Annotated in this window: 17 protein-coding genes; 9 read left to right on the forward strand and 8 right to left on the reverse strand. The window is 48.3% G+C overall.

Annotated elements, in window-relative coordinates:
• Nucleotides 1–11: 11 nt before the first annotated feature.
• From AB3Y96_RS13150 to AB3Y96_RS13180, 7 genes are all read left to right on the forward strand, one after another.
• Nucleotides 12–1,295 carry a cytochrome c gene (locus AB3Y96_RS13150; RefSeq protein WP_367299396.1) on the forward strand — a complete coding sequence of 428 codons (1,284 nt, stop codon included), beginning with the start codon at nt 12–14 and terminating at the stop codon, nt 1,293–1,295.
• A 177-nt stretch (nt 1,296–1,472) separates the two neighbouring features.
• Nucleotides 1,473–2,096, forward strand: a complete 624-nt coding sequence (locus AB3Y96_RS13155; RefSeq protein ID WP_072308727.1) for a porin family protein — start codon at nt 1,473–1,475, stop codon at nt 2,094–2,096.
• A gap of 72 nt (nt 2,097–2,168) precedes the next feature.
• Nucleotides 2,169–2,843 carry a two-component system response regulator PhoP gene (gene phoP / locus AB3Y96_RS13160; RefSeq protein ID WP_040046551.1) on the forward strand — a complete coding sequence of 225 codons (675 nt, stop codon included), beginning with the start codon at nt 2,169–2,171 and terminating at the stop codon, nt 2,841–2,843.
• A complete protein-coding gene (phoQ, locus tag AB3Y96_RS13165) occupies nt 2,840–4,312 on the forward strand; it encodes a two-component system sensor histidine kinase PhoQ (protein ID WP_072308726.1) in 1,473 nt (490 codons plus the stop codon). Before phoP ends, phoQ begins: the two co-directional genes overlap by 4 nt.
• Nucleotides 4,313–4,466: 154 nt before the next feature.
• Nucleotides 4,467–5,588 carry a cupin domain-containing protein gene (locus AB3Y96_RS13170; RefSeq protein ID WP_072308725.1) on the forward strand — a complete coding sequence of 374 codons (1,122 nt, stop codon included), beginning with the start codon at nt 4,467–4,469 and terminating at the stop codon, nt 5,586–5,588.
• 214 nt (nt 5,589–5,802) lie between these two features.
• Nucleotides 5,803–7,026: a phosphoadenosine phosphosulfate reductase gene (locus AB3Y96_RS13175; RefSeq protein ID WP_367299397.1), complete on the forward strand. Its 1,224-nt coding sequence runs from the start codon at nt 5,803–5,805 to the stop codon at nt 7,024–7,026.
• Complete coding sequence (locus AB3Y96_RS13180; protein ID WP_367299398.1) at nt 7,023–7,658, forward strand: IbrB-like domain-containing protein; 636 nt, start codon at nt 7,023–7,025, stop codon at nt 7,656–7,658. The genes AB3Y96_RS13175 and AB3Y96_RS13180 overlap by 4 nt, the downstream gene beginning before the upstream one ends.
• Before the next feature lie 70 nt (nt 7,659–7,728).
• Here the strand turns inward: AB3Y96_RS13180 and cobB are convergent, their stop codons facing one another.
• From cobB to lolC, 5 genes are all read right to left on the reverse strand, one after another.
• Nucleotides 7,729–8,568 carry a Sir2 family NAD+-dependent deacetylase gene (gene cobB, locus AB3Y96_RS13185; RefSeq protein ID WP_072308722.1) on the reverse strand — a complete coding sequence of 280 codons (840 nt, stop codon included), beginning with the start codon at nt 8,566–8,568 and terminating at the stop codon, nt 7,729–7,731.
• Between the two features lie 50 nt (nt 8,569–8,618).
• Nucleotides 8,619–9,530, reverse strand: a complete 912-nt coding sequence (nagK, locus tag AB3Y96_RS13190; protein ID WP_072308721.1) for an N-acetylglucosamine kinase — start codon at nt 9,528–9,530, stop codon at nt 8,619–8,621.
• A 77-nt stretch (nt 9,531–9,607) separates the two neighbouring features.
• On the reverse strand, nt 9,608–10,858 hold the full coding sequence (lolE, locus tag AB3Y96_RS13195; RefSeq protein ID WP_072308720.1) for a lipoprotein-releasing ABC transporter permease subunit LolE: 1,251 nt from the start codon (nt 10,856–10,858) through the stop codon (nt 9,608–9,610).
• Entirely contained in the window at nt 10,858–11,577 is a 720-nt protein-coding gene (gene lolD / locus AB3Y96_RS13200; RefSeq protein ID WP_072308719.1) for a lipoprotein-releasing ABC transporter ATP-binding protein LolD, read from the reverse strand. Before lolD ends, lolE begins: the two co-directional genes overlap by 1 nt.
• The gene (gene lolC / locus AB3Y96_RS13205) at nt 11,570–12,769 is read right to left on the reverse strand and encodes a lipoprotein-releasing ABC transporter permease subunit LolC (RefSeq protein WP_072308718.1); all 1,200 of its coding nucleotides are present in this window, start codon (nt 12,767–12,769) and stop codon (nt 11,570–11,572) included. Before lolC ends, lolD begins: the two co-directional genes overlap by 8 nt.
• 272 nt (nt 12,770–13,041) lie before the next feature.
• On the opposite strand from lolC, the gene mfd reads away from it, so the two are divergent.
• Entirely contained in the window at nt 13,042–16,503 is a 3,462-nt protein-coding gene (gene mfd, locus AB3Y96_RS13210) for a transcription-repair coupling factor (protein WP_367299399.1), read from the forward strand.
• A 346-nt stretch (nt 16,504–16,849) separates the two neighbouring features.
• Here mfd and AB3Y96_RS13215 read toward each other — a convergent pair whose 3' ends face one another.
• Nucleotides 16,850–17,284, reverse strand: coding sequence for a hypothetical protein (locus AB3Y96_RS13215; protein ID WP_367299400.1), 435 nt, complete (start codon nt 17,282–17,284; stop codon nt 16,850–16,852).
• 566 nt (nt 17,285–17,850) lie between these two features.
• Nucleotides 17,851–18,390: a glycine zipper 2TM domain-containing protein gene (locus AB3Y96_RS13220; RefSeq protein WP_168780263.1), complete on the reverse strand. Its 540-nt coding sequence runs from the start codon at nt 18,388–18,390 to the stop codon at nt 17,851–17,853.
• Between the two features lie 459 nt (nt 18,391–18,849).
• Here AB3Y96_RS13220 and AB3Y96_RS13225 point away from each other — a divergent pair, with 459 nt between their 5' ends.
• Nucleotides 18,850–20,289 (forward strand): DUF1996 domain-containing protein, encoded by a 1,440-nt coding sequence (locus AB3Y96_RS13225; RefSeq protein WP_367299401.1) that lies wholly within the window; start codon nt 18,850–18,852, stop codon nt 20,287–20,289.
• A gap of 82 nt (nt 20,290–20,371) precedes the next feature.
• On the opposite strand, the gene AB3Y96_RS13230 is transcribed toward AB3Y96_RS13225, so the two are convergent.
• On the reverse strand, nt 20,372–21,676 hold the full coding sequence (locus tag AB3Y96_RS13230) for an NAD(P)/FAD-dependent oxidoreductase (protein WP_367299402.1): 1,305 nt from the start codon (nt 21,674–21,676) through the stop codon (nt 20,372–20,374).
• Nucleotides 21,677–22,023 lie beyond the last annotated feature (347 nt).

Consider the following 22,023-nt stretch of genomic DNA (forward strand, 5'->3'; position numbering starts at 1 on the left):
GGAGAGTAATCATGAAAATAAGTAGACAAACGCAGCTGGCCATCGTGTTACTGAGCGCATCTGGACTTTATGCTCAAGCCGCTCCAGCGCCAATGGAACAACGGATCGCTCATGGTGAATATCTTTCCCGTGCGGGCGACTGTACCGCATGCCATACCGCCGTCGGTGGTAAACCCTTTGCTGGCGGGTTAAAAATGACGACGCCGGTCGGGGCCATCTATTCCACCAATATCACCCCAGATAGAAAACAAGGTATTGGCGAATACAGCTTTACCGAGTTTTCCGACGCGGTGCGCAAAGGTATCCGCAAAGATGGCACCCATCTCTATCCGGCTATGCCCTATCCCTCCTTCGTTAAAATCAACGAAGACGACATGCAGGATCTCTACCTTTATTTCCAGCATGGCGTAAAACCCGTGGCGCAAGCCAACAAAGATAGCGATATCCCATGGCCGCTCAATATGCGCTGGCCGCTGGCTGGCTGGAATCTTTTGTTCCGTCATGACGGCGTATTCCAGCCTGATACTCAGCAGACGACCGCATGGAACCGAGGCGCGTATTTAGTTCAAGGGCTGGGCCACTGTGGTTCTTGCCATACTCCACGCGGGATCGGTTTCCAAGAGAAAGCGTTAGACCAGTCTGAGCCTGAATATCTCAGCGGGGGTACGTTAGAAGGCTGGCACGCGGCCAACTTACGCGGTGATAAAGTCACCGGTCTGGGTCAGTGGAATGAGCAACAGATTGCCCAATTCTTAAAATCCGGCCATACGGAAAAGTCTGCCGCGTTCGGCTCTATGACCGACGTGGTGCAAGACAGCACCCAATATTTAAATACAGAAGATGTGCAGGCTATTGCGGTCTACTTAAAATCGCTGCAGCCGATGGGCGATAACGCCAAAGAACCCGTGAAGGATCCCGCCACCTATCAGGCACTCGCCAGCGGTAAGGCCACTCAACCCGGCGCACAGTTGTATCTTGATAACTGTGCGGCCTGCCACCGTTCAGACGGTATGGGCTATGAAAACACGTTCCCTGCGCTCGCGCATAATCCTGTGCTGCTTAGCCAAGACCCCTCTTCACTCATCAGCATTGTATTAAAAGGTTCTCATATGCCGATTACGCAAACGGCACCAACGGGACTCACCATGCCAGATTTTGGCTGGCGTCTCAGTGATGAAGATGTCGCTCAACTACTGTCATTTGTTCGCACTGGCTGGGGAAACCAAGCAGAGCCTGTCAGCACATCGCAGGTGAAAGAAATTCGCGCCGAGCTGCCAAAGCCTAAAGATAAGTAATCGTTTTTCCGCTTCATTCACTGTTACTGCACACTCTCAAAGGCTCCATTCGGGGCCTTTTATTTCCCGTTTAGTTTTCGTTTAAGTTTGATAGCGCATGGTTGAGGAAGGGTTTAGGCGATAGTTTCGATACTGGTTGTCGCAACACTGCAACAATGAATATTGAGGGAATCACCTATGTTTAAACAATCCTTATGCGCATTGGCCATCATCGGCACGATGACCGGCATGGCACAAGCCGACGATTACACCTATGTCGCTGGCGGCCTGCAAGTTGGTGGTATCACCAGCAAAAGTGATTTTGATAAATTAGTGCACCAAAACCGTTCAGATCAAAGCAAAACCACCATGGGTGGCTTTTACCTGCGCGGTGGCTACGGATTTGAAAATAATCTGTTCATTGATGCGCGTTTGAGCGGAATGGGAAACAGCCAACGTAGCAGCGGCGATAGCCTACTGGGCCTTGGCTATCATTTCCCCATTAATCCAAGCACCGATATGTATGCGATCATCGGTGCCAGTGGTCACGCCATTTCAACCAATTTTGATTGGGATAAGAAGCGTGATAAAAGCTGGGGCAGCGCAACCGGCGAAATTGGTGTGAAAAGCCACATTACCGATAAAATCGGCATGAACGTCGCCTATCGTTATGCTGAATATGACAGCCGCGGTTTTAACGAAGCGCGAATTGGTGCAGATTATGCCTTAACATCAAATCTTGCGGCCGAAATTGGTTATACCTACCATAATTGGAAAGTGGACGATCAGATCGGTGAGATCGGGCTTCGTTATACTTTCTAGTAAGATAACGTAAATATTAATCTTGCCAAGAGGTGCTTTCTCTTGGCCCCCCATTTTAGGGAGAAGTCATTCATGCGAATTCTGGTCGTTGAAGATAATGGTTTGCTTCGTCATCACCTGTCTGTGCAAATGCGCGATATGGGCCATCAGGTCGATGCGGCGGAAGATGCCAAAGAGGCTGATTTTTTTGTTAATGAACAAACGCCAGATATTGCGATTGTTGATTTGGGCTTGCCGGGAGAAGACGGCTTAAGCCTGATCCGCCGTTGGCGTTCAGAGCAAATTAAGCTGCCAATCTTGGTGCTGACCGCTCGTGAGAGCTGGCAGGATAAGGTTGCCGTGCTTGAGGCCGGTGCTGATGACTACGTCACTAAACCTTTCCACCTCGAAGAGGTGATTGCACGTATGCAGGCGCTGATGCGTCGCAACAGCGGATTGGCCTCGCAGGTTATTACCCTGCCGCCGTTCCAGATCGATCTTTCGCGTCGTGAGCTCACGGTTAACGACAATCTGATCAAACTGACCGCATTTGAATACACCATCATCGAAACGTTAATCCGTAACCACGCCAAAGTGGTCAGCAAAGACGCTCTGATGCTACAGCTTTACCCTGATGCCGAACTGCGCGAAAGCCATACTATCGATGTCTTGATGGGGCGACTGCGTAAAAAATTGCAGAACGAATATCCACATGAAGTGATTACAACCGTACGTGGTCAAGGCTACAGGTTCGATATCAACGAATGAATCTCTCGCGCTGGAACCGCTTTAAAGCACAGCCGTTCTCGTTAAGAACGCGCTTTCTACTTGCCACCGCAGCCGTAGTTTTCATGCTGTCATTAGCCTATGGCGTGGTTGCAGTGGTTGGTTATGTGGTCAGTTTTGATAAAACCACGTTCCGCTTATTGCGCGGTGAAAGTAATCTGTTTTTCAGCCTGGCGCACTGGGAGAACAATAAGCTCACCATCACCTCTCCGCCCAACTTCGATCTTAATGCACCGACGTTGGTGATGATTTACGATGACAAAGGCAAACTGCTTTGGTCACAGCGTAAAGTTCCTGAGCTTGAAAAACGTATTGAGAAATCTTGGCTAGAAAAGCCTGGATTCTATGAGTTGGACTCCAGCACCGTGTTCAGTAGCACCGTGCTGGGAGACAACCCGAAGGTTCAAGACCAACTCAAAGACTACGATGATGATGATGACGATGCGATGACCCACTCCGTTGCGGTAAATCAATACGCCGCAACGGCGCGTCTACCGGCGCTGACTATCGTCGTCGTCGATACCATTCCGCAGGAGTTACAAAACTCCGATATGGTGTGGGGCTGGTTTACCTACGTCCTGATCGCTAACATTCTGTTAGTCGTACCGCTCCTGTGGTTGGCGGCATACTGGAGTTTGCAGCCGATCAAAGCGGTGCTAATACAGGTCCGTGAGCTTGAAAGCGGACAACGGGAACAACTGAGTGAAAATCCACCGCGCGAGCTGCGTGGGCTGGTACGCAACCTGAATATTTTGCTCAACAATGAGCGCCAGCGTTATACCCGTTATCGCACCACGTTAACTGATTTAACCCATAGTCTGAAAACGCCGTTGGCTGTGCTGCAAAGCACTCTACGCTCATTGCGTAATGGTAAAGACTTAAAAATTGAACAGGCTGAGCCCATTATGCTGGAGCAAATCAGTCGAATTTCACAGCAGATTGGCTACTATTTACACCGTGCCAGCATGCAGTCTGAACACAATATGCTAAACCGCGAACTTCATTCAGTTGCCCCTTTATTAGACAGTCTATGCTCGGCGCTTAATAAAGTTTATCAGCGCAAAGGCGTTGATATTACGCTAGATATTTCTCCTGAGCTTACGTTCGTCGGTGAAAAGAACGACTTTATGGAAGTGATGGGTAATGTGTTGGATAACGCCTGCAAATATTGTCTGGAATTCGTCGAAATCACCGCTCAGCAGACGGATAAAGAACTGATTATCATGATCGACGACGATGGCCCGGGTATTCCAGAGAGCAAACGTGAGCTGATCTTCCGACGCGGGCAGCGCATTGATACCCTGCGTCCAGGACAAGGTCTTGGTTTAGCGTTAGTCGATGAGCTATTACAACAGTACGACGGTGAAGCCATCATTACTGATAGCCAGTTAGGCGGAGCAAGAATGAGCATTCATTTTGGCCGCCAACAGGTTTCACACGCCGTCGACTAAACAATAACTGCCCTCTTTTCTCTCAATACGGCGTGCTATCTGCGCCGTATCAGCAAAACATTCCGCTTTAAAGTACAAGTTGTGACAAACAGGCAGAGGAATCCCTGCGCGCATCCGTTATAATCCCAACAGATACATACACAGGGAATTAACAATGGATTATCAACTTGATCTCGACTGGAATGATTTTTTGCAACGCTACTGGCAAAAACGCCCGGTCATCCTAAAGCGTGGGTTCAAGAATTTTGTTGATCCCATCTCACCCGATGAGCTAGCAGGTCTTGCGATGGAAAACGAGGTTGATAGTCGCCTTGTGAGTCAACAAGATGGCCGCTGGCAAGTGGCTCACGGCCCGTTTGAGAGCTATGACCATCTAAGTGAAAACAATTGGTCTATCCTAGTTCAGGCAGTCGATCACTGGCACGTCCCCTCCAGCGCATTAATGCGCCCATTCCGCAAACTTCCTGACTGGCGAACTGACGATCTCATGATCTCGTTCTCAGTACCGGGCGGCGGCGTGGGGCCTCATTTGGATCAGTACGACGTCTTTATCATTCAGGGTACCGGTCGTCGCCGGTGGCGTGTTGGCGAAAAGCATCCGCTAAGACAACATAGCCCGCATCCCGATTTGCTTCAGGTTGAGCCCTTCGATGCCATCATCGATGAAGAGATGGAGCCGGGTGACATTCTGTATATTCCACCAGGGTTCCCACATGAAGGCTATGCGCTAGAGAACTCACTGAACTACTCGGTTGGCTTCCGCGCCCCCAATAGCCGTGAGCTCATCAGCGGCTTTGCCGATTTTGTGCTGGCCAACGAACTGGGCAGCGAACGCTACAGCGATCCCGATCTTGCCCTGCGCGAAAACCCTTCTGAGGTTCAAAGCGCCGAATTGGAAAAACTGCGTGGCATGATGATGAGCCAATTGCAGAATCAAGATAATTTCAACCTTTGGTTTGGTGAATTTGTTAGCCAGTCACGCCATGAGCTGGATATTGCACCACCTGAACCGCCCTATCAGGCCGGTGAGATTTACGAATTACTCCAATCAGGTGAATCCCTTGAACGACTGGGCGGGCTTCGTGTTATCAACGTAGCAGGTAGCTGTTATGTCAACGGTGAGATTATTGTCACTGAACACAGCGCTGCTGCGCAGGCCTTAGCACGTGAATACGTCGTTGACGCAGCGATGCTGGGAGACGCGCTTGACGATCCAAGCTTCCTCGTTACATTGGCAGCTTTGATTAATAGCGGCTATTGGTTCTTCCGCGATTAAGCCTATCTATATTTAGAAAACCTAACATCTGGCAGATTAAATAAATTTGCCAGATGTTTTACTAAATTAAAATATAAAATAATTATTTATTAATACATTTTTAATTTAGAGTTATTCAATATATGTGCCACCCCTCTCTATTAAACTAATAATTTACGTATTATTCTCTTCCTTATCCTTTCAATAGCAGCATTTTTTTAGAAAACCACTTTCTATGGACCCGCTATCTAATAAGAAAATATCTCTACGTATTAACGTACTAAAAGCGGCAAGAACACGTATTGAATGGACATTCAATACCTTCAGCCGAATTTGTATCTCTTTTTCAGGTGGAAAAGACTCAACTGCAATGCTTCATTTAGCCGCAGAGCAGGCAAGAAAAAAGGGCAGAAAGTTTGATATTATCTTTATCGATTGGGAGGCTCAGTTTAGCCACACCATCAATCACATTGAAAAAATGCGAAGCTTATATCAAGACGTCATCGATCATTTTTATTGGGTTGCGCTCCCTATTACAACGGGGAATTCTGTCTCACAATTTCAACCCGAATGGCAGTGCTGGACGCCAAATACAAATTGGATCCGCAAACCGCCCGCAGATGCTATTACCGATCCTGAGTTTTTCCCATTTTACTATGACGGTATTACCTTCGAGTCATTTATGCCCGCCTTCTCTGACTGGTATTCCAACCGTCAACCCAGCGCCATGATGATTGGAATTCGAACCGATGAGTCCTATACCCGTTTCTGGGCTATCGCTTCTCAACGTAAAAACCGCTTTGCCGATGACAAACCATGGACAACAGGAACGATTTCAGGTCATACCTACAATATTTACCCTATATGCGACTGGAAAACAGACGATATTTGGACCTACTTCTCCTCCTCAAAAAAAATCTATAATCCTTTGTATGACCTGATGTTTCAGGCTGGTGTGGGGTTACATGCCATGCGTATCTGTGAACCTTTTGGGCCAGAACAGCGGCAAGGTCTATGGCTCTATCACGTTCTTGAGCCTGAATGCTGGGAACATGTTTGTGAGCGAGTCTCTGGCGCTAATACCGGCAGCATTTATGCCAACAGCCGAGGCGATTTCTATGCTCGCCGGCAGGTACATAAACCCGACAATCACACTTGGCATAGCTATGCTCTATTTTTACTAAATAGCATGCCGCAGCAAACCGCCGAACATTATCGAAACAAAATCGCAATTTATTTACGCTGGTATCAGACCCATGGTTTCCCAAGCGATATACCCGATGAGCAAGAAAAAGATATCGGCGCTAAAGATGTTCCATCATGGCGGCGCATTTGCAAAGTACTTTTACGCAATGATTATTGGTGTCGGTCACTATCATTTAGCCCTAATAAGCCAAGCAGCTATGAACGTTACAACAAAAGGATCCAAGCAAAAAGGAAATGCTGGAGCATTATATGAATATTAATTTATTAATAAACGAACTAAAAATAGCATTAGGTGAGATGTCTGAAACCGCCCAAATTGAGACTCTAAATAAGATCCGATTAGCACTGCATAAGATCAGCCCTTTTTCTAATGAACCTATCGATTGCGTACTTTGGAAACCCATTGAGAATGTTGTCTCCAATGATTACAACCCTAACTCCTTAGCTCCACCAGAAAAACGTTTGCTATACACATCACTATTACGCGATGGATATACTCAGCCTATTGTTACCAGCCAACTATCCACGGATGATAAAACAAACGTTATCGTTGATGGTTTTCATCGCCGTGAGCTCGCATCCAAGCGCCCTCTTTTGCGCACCCGAGTGCTTGGTTATCTCCCCGTTGTGATGCTTAACGAAAGTACACAGGAAAAAACACATCTGATTGCGGCGACTATTCGTCATAACCGCGCCCGCGGTAAACACCAGATCAGCGCCATGTCCGATATTGTCCGTGAGCTCTATCATTTAGGCTGGGACGACGAAAGAATCAGTGAGGAATTAGGCATGGATGCCGATGAGGTTTTACGTTTAAAACAGATTAGCGGCCTGATGGAACTGTTCGAGGACCGTGAGTTTTCTGAGGCATGGACGGTGAAATAAAAAAAATCGCCATCCTGACTTAATGAGGATGGCGATCAAAATGCGCTTCACAAAAGTAAGCCGCAAGCCGCTATTTATAAATCTCTTCTAGCAACTCTCGAACGTATTCAGGCACCACCTGGCTTGCTGCGCCGTAATGCTTCTCGTCAAACTGACTCTCAACCTGACTGGGCTCAAGATTGAGCTCAACGGTATGAGCGCCATTTAAATGAGCTTCATGTACAAAGCCCGCCGCAGGATAAACATGTCCCGATGTGCCAATCGCAATGAAGTAATCAGCTTTTGCCAGAGCATCATAAATCTCATCCATGCCGATTGGCATTTCACCAAACCAAACAATGTGTGGACGCAGCGGCGCAGGAAATTGACAACAATGACAGCGGTCATCGACGGTTAAATCCCCTTTCCATTCGATAACCTGTCCTGACTGAGTACAACGAACTTTGAGCAATTCCCCGTGCATATGAATAACACGGGTATTCCCTGCTCGCTCGTGCAAGTTATCGATGTTTTGCGTCACTAGCACAAAGTTGTCACCCAACTGCCGCTCTAATTCGGCTAGCGCCAAATGGGCCGCATTAGGCTGAATTTCTGGCTGCTGTAGCTGATGACGACGTGCATTATAGAAACTCTGCACCAACTCCGGATCGCGATGGTAGCCTTCTGGCGTGGCCACATCTTCAACGCGATGTTCTTCCCACAGTCCATCAGCCGCACGAAAAGTTCGAATTCCCGATTCAGCAGAAATCCCCGCGCCGGTGAGCACCACGACATATGGCTTAGTCATACACCCTCCTGCCTGATTATTCGCGTGACACAGCGTGTCACGGTGGAAAATTCGTGAACGAAAACGCTGGTGTCGTAATCGTTTGTTTTTCCTAAACCGGCATATACGATGACGGGTACGCATAACCACAGCTCCTCATTGGTTTCATTACCACAGCAAATAATTAATCGTCGTTAGTCGGTCAAATTCAAAAACGCGGCACCGCGCACGCCGCCAGCATCACCGTAACGAGCAGGCTCAATACGTGGCGCTTTAGCAACCCGCAGCAAAGCACGCGGGACGCGCTCATTCAGCAGCGGATAGAGCTCAGAGAAATTCGACAATCCACCGCCGAGCACCACCAGATGCGGGTCGATCACGGTAAATAAATTTCCCAAACACATCGCCAACACGTCGGCAAAGCAATCTACATGCGCCAACGCTTTATCATCCCCCGCGCGGTAACGCTCAATAATTTCTTTAGCACCGAGATTTTCACCGGTACGGTGCTGATACAGCCATTCAAAGCCACGCCCAGAAATATATTTTTCGATGCAGCCCTGCTGTCCGCAGCCGCACGCTACACGGGGTGTGTCCGCTCCCATACGATCCAAGGCATCAACCGGCAAACGGAAATGGCCAAACTCACCGGCAATATAATTACGGCCAGTCAAGGTTTTACCATTAATCACCAATCCACCGCCCACGCCGGTACCGAGGATGATCCCAAGCACAATGGGATAAGCACGGAACTCTTCGTCCCACGCTTCCGAGAGAGCAAAACAGTTGGCATCGTTATCCACTCGAACCGGACGCCCGATAAGCTGAGAAAGATCGCGTGGAAGCGGTTTTCCCATTGCGGCAGGCACGTTAGACGTGAAGAGTTCGCCCGTATCGGCGTTGGGTAATCCAGGGATGCCGATACCTACTTTACCCTGAGCGCCGGTAAAAGCATCGGCCTCAAAGGTTAACGACGCTAGCGTATTTAACAGTTCATGGTAATCGTCGCGTGGCGTAGGCACCCGCTTACGCCAAATTTGATTCAGCTCGGCGTCGAATACGCCCAGCTCTATTTTGGTGCCGCCCATGTCAAAACCGTAATACATTAACTCTCCTTGTTGCGCGTCGTTAAATGAAGTCGTTACTGTCTGCCGTTTATCTCGGTATTATTGACCACCGCAGGTTACTGACCGCCGCTGAGTACACGCGCAGGATCGATACGGCTTGCGCGACGAGCGGGATACCAGCTGGCCACCAAACTCAGCACAATCGCCGTGACCAGCACTTCCACCACGTCAATCCAATGCAGCTCTGTCGGCAAGAAATCGATAGGATAAATATCGCCCGATAGCAATCGATGCCCGATCACCTTTTCAATAACTTTAGAAATATTAGTCAGTTCGAGTGATGCCACCACGCCGATCACCACACCGCAAATGCTACCAACCATGCCCGCAAGCAATCCATACCAGATAAAAATCGCGCGAATAAGCCGGTCTTTCGCACCCAGCGTTCTTAGTACGGCGATATCACTGCTTTTGTCTTTCACCGCCATCACCAGCGTAGACACAATGTTGAAACACGCCACCCCAATCACCAAAACCATCGCCAGATACATGATGGCGCGGATCATCTGGATGTCACGGAACATATAGCCGTAGGTGCCTTTCCAACTGCGAATATAAACGTATGCATTGGTCACCTCACCCGCATCTCGCACCAGTTTGTCGGCGTTAAAGACATCCGCAACTTTGATGGAAATACCGGTAACGCTGTTGCCAAGATCTTGATACTGCTGAGCATCCGCCAGCGGTACCATCGCCAAACTGTGATCCAGCATGCCACTTAATTGCAAAATACCGCTCACGTGCAGACGAATACGTTTAGGCTGCAAAAGCTTCATCTGTGGATCGTTGTTTGGCACCATCACGGTCACCCAATCGCCAACCTTCACATGCAGCGCATCAGCCACACCTTTACCGAGAATAACCTGCTGCTCTCCGGCTTTAAACGTTGACCATGCGTTACCCTGCACGTATTGCGACAGTGAGCTCACGCGGCTCTCTTGCTCTGGATTAACGCCGCGCAGTTGTACCGCCACCAGCTGAGTGCCGCTTTCAATCAGGCCAGTAAATTCCACATAGGGTGCTGCAGCAACGATACCCTTTACTTTTTCAACACGTTCTAATACCTGCGGCCAGCCGTTAAATGGCTGCTCCACTGGGTAGATTTCACCGTGAGGCACAACGGAAAGAATGCGATGATCCAACTCGCGTTCAAACCCATTCATGGCGCTCAGGCCGACGATCAAAACGGCGACCCCCAGCGCAATACCAACGGTAGAAATCACGGAAATCAGAGACACCATGCCGCCACGGCGTCGTCCGCGGCTAAAACGCAGACCGATCAGCAGAGATAATGGTGAAGCCGACATTATTGCGCCCCCATCAGGGTCACATTTTGCTGAAGCTGGCCATCGCGCATTTCTAGCTGACGGTTCAAACGCTTCGCCAATGCCAAGTCATGGGTAACAACCAAAAAAGCCGTTCCTTGACGCACATTTAGCTCGCCTAACAGGTCAAAAATACTGTCGGCGGTGCGCATATCAAGGTTACCGGTCGGTTCATCAGCCAACACCAAAGAGGGATTGTTTACTAACGCACGCGCAATCGCCACGCGCTGACGCTCACCGCCCGACAGCTCGGAAGGTCGATGATGGCTACGCTTAGCCAATCCAACGGCGGTCAGCATGTCCATCGCTTTGCCTTGGGCGTCGTCACCTTTTTTACCACCAATTAGCAGCGGCATCATCACGTTCTCTAACGCGCTAAAATCGGGCAGCAAATGGTGAAATTGATAGATAAAACCCAGCTCACGGTTTCGTAGTTCGGCTTTGGCAGCTGAAGACATATCGTTGAGCGATTGACCTTTAAAAATCACTTCGCCGGAGGTCGGAGAGTCCAGACCACCAAGCAGATGCAGCAACGTACTTTTACCTGAACCTGAGCTGCCCACGATGGCCATCATTTCGCCGGGCTGCATGTCAAAGGTCACATTACGCAATACGTCCGTGTGCAATTTACCTTCGTGATAGGTTTTGCACAGGTCTTTGCACTGCAACAGTTCTTTATACAAAGACGGAGAATTACTCATAACGTAAAGCCTCAGCAGGATTCACCGCGGCGGCACGCCACGACGGATATAACGTAGAAAGCAGCGCGAGCAGCATTGCCACAACGGCAATCAGCACCACCTGCGGAATATTGATATCAACCGGTAAACTCCCACCGGCCAACATTTCGCCTAACCCCGGAATAACATTGATTTGGCTGGCAAACACCACGCCCAATACGGCACCGAGTAAGGCACCGATAATACCGGCACTGGCGCCCTGCACCATGAATACCGACATAATCTGCGCACGCGTTAATCCTTGGGTTTGCAAAATCGCCACCTCGCCCTGTTTTTCCATCACCAACAGGCTCAACGAGGTAATAATATTAAACGCCGCGACGGCGATGATTAGGCTGAGCAGCAGCCCCATCATATTTTTTTCCATTTTGACCGCTTGGAATAACTCGCCCTTCCGCTCACGCCAATCTTTCCATACCAAGCCTTTTGCCAGCGGTTGGCTGACCAGCGCATCAATCGCCAGTGGCTTGTCCATATAAATACGCCAGCCGGTGATATTTCCCAGCGGGTAGCGCATCAGGCGGGAAGCATCCTGCTGATTCATCAGCATTTGATACTGATCGACTTCGCTATTGGCGGAGAATGTGCCCACCACGTTAAACACGCGTTGGCTAGGAATGCGCCCCATCGGCGTAAACTGGCTAGCGCTAGGCACCATAATGCGCAGCTTTTCACCGCGCTTCACGCCCAGTTGACCCGCGAGTTGGTCACCTAAAATCACATTGTATTGGCCCGGCTGCAAAGCCTGCTGAGTCGCACCATTAAGATAAGGCGACAGCGGATCTTTTTCGTCAGGGTTCACACCGATAATCACGCCCACCGCCACGCTATGCGCGCTTTGCAATACCGCATTACCGGTGGTCAGCGGCGTGATACTTTTCACACCGACAAGGTGTTCAAACTGTGCGGCAGGAACCTGTTGAGGATTGATCGACCCTTGTGTCGACGTCACTAATGCCTGCGGCATCAGCCCAAGAATATTATTTTCTAGATCTCGCTCAAAACCGTTCATCACCGAAAGAACGGTGACTAACGCCATAACGCCGAGCGTGATACCTATAGTAGAAAGCCAAGAAACAAACCGACCAAAGCGGTCTGAGGCTCGTCCGCGCATGTAACGCAGACCGATGAATAACGCGACAGGTTGATACATGAAATCCGTTCGGTTGCAGTTGGTAAGGCAAAATGAGTATGGATGATAACATTTAGGAAACCCAAAAAAACTACGTAATGCATTTTCACGTCATTTTGTAGTGATTTCAGGCCCCTCAACGACCTGACGTCAACCCTATCACCCTGCACTTCAACAGTAAGGCATTCACTCAGCAGTTGCTAAAGTGAAGTGATAAAGGATAATAAAGCCTAGAACCGCGGTGCCTGATCGGGCTACGCGCCAAAAGAGCGACAGAGACTGACTAACGATTTATGCCTGAACAATACCAATACACGTTACCTGAGCGTTATACGCTCCCGGCCAAAGCTGGCGATGTACGGCTTTTAGGTCAGCTCACTGGATCTGCATGCGCGCTAGAATGCGCGCAGATTGCCGAAAAACATGCTGGTCCGGTGGTGCTGATCACCTCGGATATTCAATCAGCGCTACGGCTACGCGACGAAATCCAACAGTTCACTACGCGCATGGTGACTACCCTATCTGACTGGGAAACGCTGCCATACGACAGTTTCTCACCGCATCAGGACATCATCTCCGCTCGCCTGTCTAGCCTGTATCAGCTCCCGACGATGAAACGCGGCGTCTTCATTCTACCGGTCAACACGCTGATGCAGCGCGTATGTCCGCATGAATTCCTGCATGGGCATGCGCTGGTGATGCAAAAAGGCCAGTTGCTATCCCGCGACAAACTCCGCAGCCAATTAGAACAGGCTGGCTATCGCAGCGTCGATCAGGTAATGGAACACGGTGAATTTGCCACCCGTGGTGCTTTGCTCGATCTCTATCCGATGGGTAGCGATGAGCCTTACCGTATTGATTTCTTTGATGATGAAATCGACAGTCTGCGTGTATTTGACGTGGATTCTCAGCGCACGCTTAACGAAGTTGAATCCATCAACTTACTTCCGGCACACGAGTTCCCAACCGATCAAACCGCGATCGAGCTGTTTCGTAGCCAGTGGCGTGAGCTCTTTGAAGTACGCCGCGATCCCGAACATATTTACCAACAGGTCAGCAAAGGCATCTGGCCTGCGGGGATAGAGTATTGGCAGCCGCTGTTCTTCAGCCAAGCACTGCCGCCGCTGTTCAGCTATTTCCCAAGCAACACGTTATTAGTCAATACCGGCGAATTAGAAGCCTCGGCGGATCGATTCTGGTTGGATGTGAATCAGCGCTACGAAAACCGCCGCGTTGACCCCATGCGCCCACTGCTCACGCCCGACAAGCTCTGGTTGCGCGTTGATGAGCTGTTTTCCTCGCTCAAACAGTGGCCACGCGTTCAGCTAAAAACCGACAAGCTAGATAAAAAAGCGGCGAACACCAACCTCAGCTACCAGCCTTTGCCGGAGCTCACGGTTCAGGCGCAAAACAAAAATCCGCTCGATCTTCTGCGGCGCTTCATTGAGCAAACCAAAGATGCCATTGTTTTCTCGGTAGAAAGCGAAGGCCGCCGCGAAACCATGCTAGAACTGCTGGCCCGCATCAAAATAAATCCGAAGCTGATTACCCGCATAGAAGACGCGGAAGCGGGCAAAATTTATATTATGCAGGGCTCGTGCGAGCATGGATTTATCAATCCCGAGCTCAAGCTTGCGCTGATCTGTGAAAGCGATCTGTTGGGCGAACGCGTTAGCCGTCGTCGCCAAGACAACCGCCGCACTATCAATACCGATACCCTGATCCGCAATCTGGCTGAGCTGAGCATCGGTCAACCGGTCGTTCATCTCGAGCACGGCGTGGGCCGCTATGGCGGTATGACAACGCTGGAAGCCGGCGGCATCAAGGGTGAATACCTGATCCTAACCTATGCCGGTGATGCCAAACTGTATGTTCCGGTTTCCTCGCTATATCTGCTAAGCCGCTACTCCGGTGGCGCAGACGAAAGCGCACCGCTGCATAAATTAGGCAGCGACGCGTGGACCCGAGCCCGCCAAAAAGCCGCGGAAAAAGTCCGCGACGTCGCGGCTGAGCTGCTGGATATTTATGCCATGCGGGCGGCGAAACCCGGCTTTGCGTTCAAACAGGACCGCGAAGCCTATCAAATGTTCTGCCAAACGTTCCCATTCGAGACGACGCCTGACCAAAGTATGGCGATCAATGCCGTACTCAGCGATATGTGTCAGCCACTGGCGATGGACCGCCTAGTGTGCGGCGATGTGGGCTTCGGTAAAACAGAAGTGGCGATGCGTGCCGCATTCCTCGCAGTGCACAACAATAAGCAGGTGGCCGTATTAGTGCCAACGACCCTTCTGGCTCAACAGCATTACGACAATTTCCGTGACCGTTTTGCCAACTGGCCAGTTCGCATCGAAATGATTTCTCGCTTCCGTAGCGCGAAAGAGCAAACGCAGGTGCTGCAAGATGCCGCTGATGGCAAAGTCGATATTTTAATCGGCACTCACAAACTCTTGCAGGCTGACGTGCAGTGGCGTGATTTGGGTCTTCTGATCGTCGACGAAGAGCATCGCTTTGGCGTGCGACAGAAAGAACGCATCAAAGCCATGCGCGCCGACGTGGATATTCTCACGCTGACGGCTACGCCAATCCCACGTACGCTCAACATGGCGATGAGCGGAATGCGCGACCTATCGATTATTGCCACGCCTCCGGCGCGTCGTTTAGCCGTGAAAACTTTCGTGCGCGAATACGACAGTTTGGTGGTGCGCGAAGCCATCCTGCGTGAGGTGACGCGCGGCGGCCAGGTCTATTACCTGTATAACGACGTTGAAAACATTGAAAAAGCAGCCCAGAAGTTAAGCGAGCTGGTGCCTGAAGCGCGGATTGCAGTCGGCCATGGCCAGATGCGAGAACGTGAACTTGAACGCGTGATGAATGATTTCCACCACCAGCGCTTCAACGTTCTGGTATGTACTACGATCATTGAAACGGGCATCGACATCCCAAGCGCTAACACCATCATTATTGAACGCGCCGATCATTTTGGTTTGGCACAGCTTCACCAGCTGCGTGGGCGTGTGGGTCGCTCTTTCCATCAGGCCTATGCGTATCTGCTTACGCCACCGCCTAAAGCGATGTCGACCGATGCGCAAAAACGCTTAGAAGCGATTGCGTCGCTGGAAGACTTGGGGGCGGGCTTTGCTTTAGCGACTCACGATCTGGAAATTCGCGGCGCGGGCGAGCTGTTGGGCGATGACCAAAGCGGCCAGATGACCACCATTGGCTTCTCTCTGTATATGGAACTGCTAGAAAGCGCGGTTGATGCGCTTAAAGAAGGACGCGAACCTTCGCTAGAAGATCTCACCAGCAATCAGACCGACGTTGAGCTCCGCATGCCGGTGTTGCTGCCGGATGATTATATCCCGGACGTCAGCACCCGTTTGTCATTCTATAAGCGTATTGCCAGCGCCAAGAGTGACGATCAGCTTGAAGAGCTAAAAGTGGAATTGATCGATCGCTTCGGCCTGCTGCCAGATGCCGCGCGTAATTTACTGCAAGGCGCCAAGCTGCGTCTGGATGCGATGGAACTTGGTATTCGCCGTATTGAAGGCAATGATAAAGGCGGGTTCATTGAGTTCGGTGAGAAAAATCACGTTGACCCCATGTTCCTAATTGGTCTGTTGCAGAAAAAACCGCACATCTTCCGCTTGGATGGGCCAACTAAGCTGAAGTTTATTGTCGACCTCAGCGAACGTAAGGTACGGCTCGAGTTTATTTCCGATCTCCTCAGCCAGTTTGCTGAGCATCGGGTTTGATCTTGCAACGGGGTATATGAATATATGCCCCGTACTTTATTGATACAAAATACATGTCATACATACCACATTTTTTATTACGCCGTTGATTATCTATAAATCAAAAAAATTCAGGTCGTAACAATGAAATCTTTCGAAGTGTTATTTTTATTTGGCTTAACATTTTAATTAATCATAATATAAAAGCATGAACCTGATGAAGAGGAAGCACATTCAACGCTTACGGATATATATGCTATTAATTAATCGTATTGCAGCAACTTTCCATCTATAAAAACCTCATCTGCATTTTTATTTAAATGAGGTTTTTTATAATCAGATGATTTAATTCTTTCCGAATGTAAGATTACCGTTTGATAATTATATAAGATAGAGGCATGGTTCCAATATACTGATCGTCACTATCATTATTTATGACCTCGCCGGTATCTAGATTAATTCGATGTGTCGGTTCTTTTTTGCAGAAAATCGCTATCTGAACAAAATAAAGCCCATATGGCGCGTTATAGTTAGTTATTTGCCTTATTGTATAATGATCCATTAGATTATTTCCTGCAGAATCACAAGGAACCTCAGGGAACTCTACTGTGAACCCTACGCTATCTTCTATATGATGATCAATAGGTTGATCATTACTACCAAGAACAGATACGCGATTATACATTACAAACTGTCCATCAGGACAATAAACTTTACCAGCACTCCAGTTACCATAACCAACATGAATACTTCTTGGGATGTTATTTCCCCCCCTAACCCCAGCACCTATAACTTGCAACATAAACACCTCTTTAATGTAGTTAAATTAAATGATTACCCATGCAAATATTCGATTTTTAATACAATCAAAACCAATCGAAATTAACATAAGACAATTTAATGTCAACTCACCACTGACTTATTTACATATTAATTAACCATGTATCAAAGAAATAAAACAATTGCAGAAATAGCATCTGGTAAATATATACATCGATTTAATGAATTGAATAAATTCACCACCACCAATATATAGTTAACAAACTTAGAAATACTGGTTTCAGCATCTTTAATACTTATTCAATCTAATTCAGGTTATAGCGCCTAAGATAACCAGCATCATCCAGAATGACATGACAGTCTTACTATTTTCAGGATGAATTTTTCACATCTCACTGAAAAAACAAGATGAGCTATATTTATTGAACGGCTTGAATTCACAAATGAATGGCCAAGCTAGGGACTTAAGATTTAGCTCCATATCATGTGCTGATGAGTTCGTTTTAATACATGAAGTAAATAATGCTGGAATGCTTGAATCAGTAAGGGAGGCATTAGCCTCCCTTACTGATTCGCGTTATCAAACTCTTACACGCTTTGGTTCAGCACCAGCTGGCCGTTACGGTCAACGGGAATTTGGGTACCCGGATCTTTATCCATGCGCACGCGCCCTTGCTGATCGCCAATTTTGTAGGTGACGTCGTAGCCCAACAGTTTCTGCGATTTGTCGTAAACGGTTGAGCAGCGTTGCTGGGTGCTGGTATAGGTGTCGTTGTTTTGCATTGCGCCCTGAACCTGATTACCGGCATAGCCACCGCCTAATGCCCCAACCACGGTCGCCACATCTTTGCCGCGCCCGTTACCGATTTGATGGCCTAATACCCCACCCGCCACTGCGCCTAGCACAGAACCCGCTATTCGATTTTCGTCTTGTACCGGACGGCGATGCGTTACCGTGACATTACGACACTGCTGCCGTGGGGTCTTCACTGACTCATGAATCGGCGTTGCTGAGAGTACCTGCGCATAACGCGGTCCAGTGCTAAACACGTCTAAACTTGCTACTGCAGCAACGCTTAACGCTGCGGCTACGCCGATACCAACACCTGCCAACATTGATTTATTCACAGGGCACTCCTCCTGAATAGACTCACGCAATGGTGATGAATACGTTGCTTATGAACATAACGGACTCATAACGATGCGAAAGTCATAGGATCCTTTCGCTCGGTGTGCGTGCTTCACCTAACTTATAAGAGATAGTTTGCATAGGAATATTCATTGCAACAATCAGACAACATAACCAAATGATATTCATTACTCACTTTAAGAGCTTTCCGATCAGACCCTTTAGTTCGTGCGCTTTAACGTTGTGTACCTCTAAAAGAGGCGCTTATTGGCATATACCAATACTTACCCTGTATAAAAAACACTCGTCAATGTATCAGCAGCCAGAATTTTTAAATCTAAATAAGCACACACTTTGTTTCTAAACGGCGCAAAGCCTATGCAATAACTGAGCTACCTTAGTTTTTGTAGGGCTCGTTACTTTCATTTTTTTCATATTCATTCATTGGAGAAAAAACAATGAAGCATTGCGTTGCATTACTATTAGTACTCTTCTCTTCGCTGCTGCTTAATCCATTTTTTGCATATGCGGATAATTATCAAACTAGCGTCAACTGTGCGTATAGCCATACATTAGGTGACGACGCTATTCTCATGTATGGCATGCCTAATCATGCTATGTGGCATGACTTTTTTGGTAACCAAAAAACCGACGCATATTCAACTTATGTAACACTTCGTGAAGCAGCAGGAACCACCTGTGACACTTTAGCTGACTCTTCAGCCTATTGGGCACCGGCCATGAGATTGCCAAACCAGCAAACTGCACCGCCTAAATACACCAAAGTCTATTATCAAACCGTCAACAGCACACAATATCCATTGACCTCCTTACCTGAAGGGTTACAGCTATTGGCCGGCAACCATACTGGAACAGCGGAAAACCCTTACATTTCATTCTTTTGTAACGATGGTTCGGGTTATAGCAATAGTGACCAACGCATATGCCAGCGTGCATCTGACGGCACATTACAGGTCGATATCGGAATTCGATTCCCTAACTGTTGGGATGGACATACGCTGAAAGCTAAGCCGTCAGGTTCACCAGCAAAACCGAATGCGGTTTATTCTAATAGCGATGGTTCCTGTCCTGTAGATTATCCAAAGCATATCCCAACGATAAATATGAACGTCGCCTATATTATTAATGGCTATGACAAATTGGATTTAACTCAGGTTCAATTGTCATTAGACCCGATCATGAATGGCGAACAACGAATTGAACAATGGGGAACGATGTATACCGCTCACGGTGATTTTATTAATGGCTGGTCACCCGATGCAGCAAAATTTATGACAGAACGCTGCATGAATAATAATTATGACTGTACAGGCCATATGCCATATAGCTATAGCGATCCTATTGCTGACACCTACGTCAGTAATTTAGCTGACAGTGACAAAAATTTTGGCTCACAAACCCAAATGCTAGCGCTAGGCGATATATCAAACAGCAGCGCACTGAATAATCCCATGAAGATTGCGCTGGTAAAATATAAAATCCCACCTATGCCGACCCAATATCCCGCAGATCAAACGGCGCTATTCAGCTATAAGTTAAGATTATCAGGCGGTATTCTCACCACACCGGCAAATGCCATCACTATGTATGCGTATCCTGCCAACACTAACTGGGATGAAAATAGCGTTACGTGGAATAACCGCCCATCGTGCGATGTGTCCAGCTGGAGTTCGTTGTATTTAGATAATGCTGTTTCCTACCGAGAGTTTGATGTTACGACACTGGTGCAAAAAGCGCGGCAAAAAGGACAAACTGAAATTGCCTTCTGCATAGCTGGTGATAGTAAAACATCAGGATATACCTATTCGTTTAGCACCAAAGAGACGCCTTACCTGTCTCAGTTACGCGTTGTTGCTACCCAGCCAGGTGGAGAATAACGTCATATTGCCTGACACGTTAGGGTAAAAAAAACGGCTCTAATCAGAGCCGTTTCATTTCAACGATATATTCAGCAACGCATTAGTGCAGTTTCAAACGCGGACGAATCACGCGATTGATGCCACCGACCAGCATCATCAGCCCGGTCTTGATATAGCCGTGCAGCGCGATTTGGTGCATACGGTACAGCGAAATATAAACCATACGCGCAATACGCCCCTCTACCATCATTGAACCACGCATCAGGTTGCCCATCAGGCTGCCAACGGTGCTGAATTTAGACAAAGAAACCAGTGAACCGTGGTCTTTGTACACGTAAGGCTTCATATTGCCGCCTTTGAGCTGTGCCAAAATGTTGGCGTAGCAGCGAGAAGCCATCTGGTGCGCGGCCTGAGCACGCGGAGGAACAAATCCGCCGGTTGGCTGCGGGCATGACGCACAGTCACCAATCGCGAAGATATTCGGATCGCGCGTGGTTTGCAGCGTTGGCTCAACCACTAATTGGTTGATACGGTTAGTCTCTAAACCGCCAATATCTTTCATGAAATCAGGCGCTTTAATGCCCGCCGCCCACACCATCAGATCGGCAGGAATAAATTCACCATCTTTCGTGTTGAGGCCATTTTTATCCGCGCTGGTAACCATGGTTTTGGTCAGAACGCGCACGCCTAACTTCGTCAGTTCACTGTGTGCTGCACCAGAAATTCGGGGAGGCAGCGCAGGAAGAATTCGCTCGCCCGCCTCAACTAACGTCACGTTTAGCGCTTCACTGCTCAGGCCTTCAAAACCATAGCTGTGCAGTTGCTTAACCGCATTGTGCAGCTCCGCAGACAGCTCAACGCCGGTCGCTCCGCCACCCACAATCGCGATATTCACCTTCGCCGCTTTATCTTTTTGCGCCGAGAACTTCAGGAACAGATTCAGCATTTCGTTGTGGAAACGACGAGCCTGATGCGGGTTATCTAAGAAAATGCAGTTATCTTTCACGCCCGGTGTACCGAAATCATTCGAGGTACTACCCAACGCCATCACCAAAATGTCATACGACAGCTCGCGCTGTGGTACCAGAATTTCACCCTGCTCGTCGCGAATGTCTGCCAGCGTCAGCTGCTGCGCAGCGCGATCGATGTTGGTCAACGAACCCAGTTGGAAGGTGAAGTGGTGATTACGCGCATGAGCCAGATAGCTCAACGCATCCACGCCGTCATCCAACGATCCGGTTGCAACCTCATGCAGTAGTGGTTTCCACAAGTGGCTATGGTTACGGTCAATCAGAATGATTTCCGCTTTGTCTTTACGACCGAGTTTATGGCCCAGACTGGTTGCCAGCTCGAGACCGCCCGCACCACCGCCGACAATCACGATTTTTTTCTTAGATGCGCTCAAAGCTTTCTCCCTTGGTAAAAAATGTAAACCAATAGTTAATTAACGGTAAATAATCAATACCCTTATTTTACGTATGGTTCACTCAGGTTAATTTAATTTTCTACGCAAAGAATAACACGACAGGTCATTTGGTCATACCAAAATTGATGCACATCAATTTTTATGTTTATTCCTTGGGCGATATGTATCATCACCTCACAAATTTGAGTTGTTTTTCAACGTAATCATTACAAATCAGACGCTCTTCACACTTCTATCGCCTACTCGAATCATCAACATGACAAAGCCCAGTTTTTAACCTTTATTTAACCATGCGAGCCTAGTCTCCAAACCTCTCTTACAACAAG

Source organism: Hafnia alvei (assembly GCF_964063325.1).
GTDB lineage: Bacteria > Pseudomonadota > Gammaproteobacteria > Enterobacterales > Enterobacteriaceae > Hafnia > Hafnia alvei_B.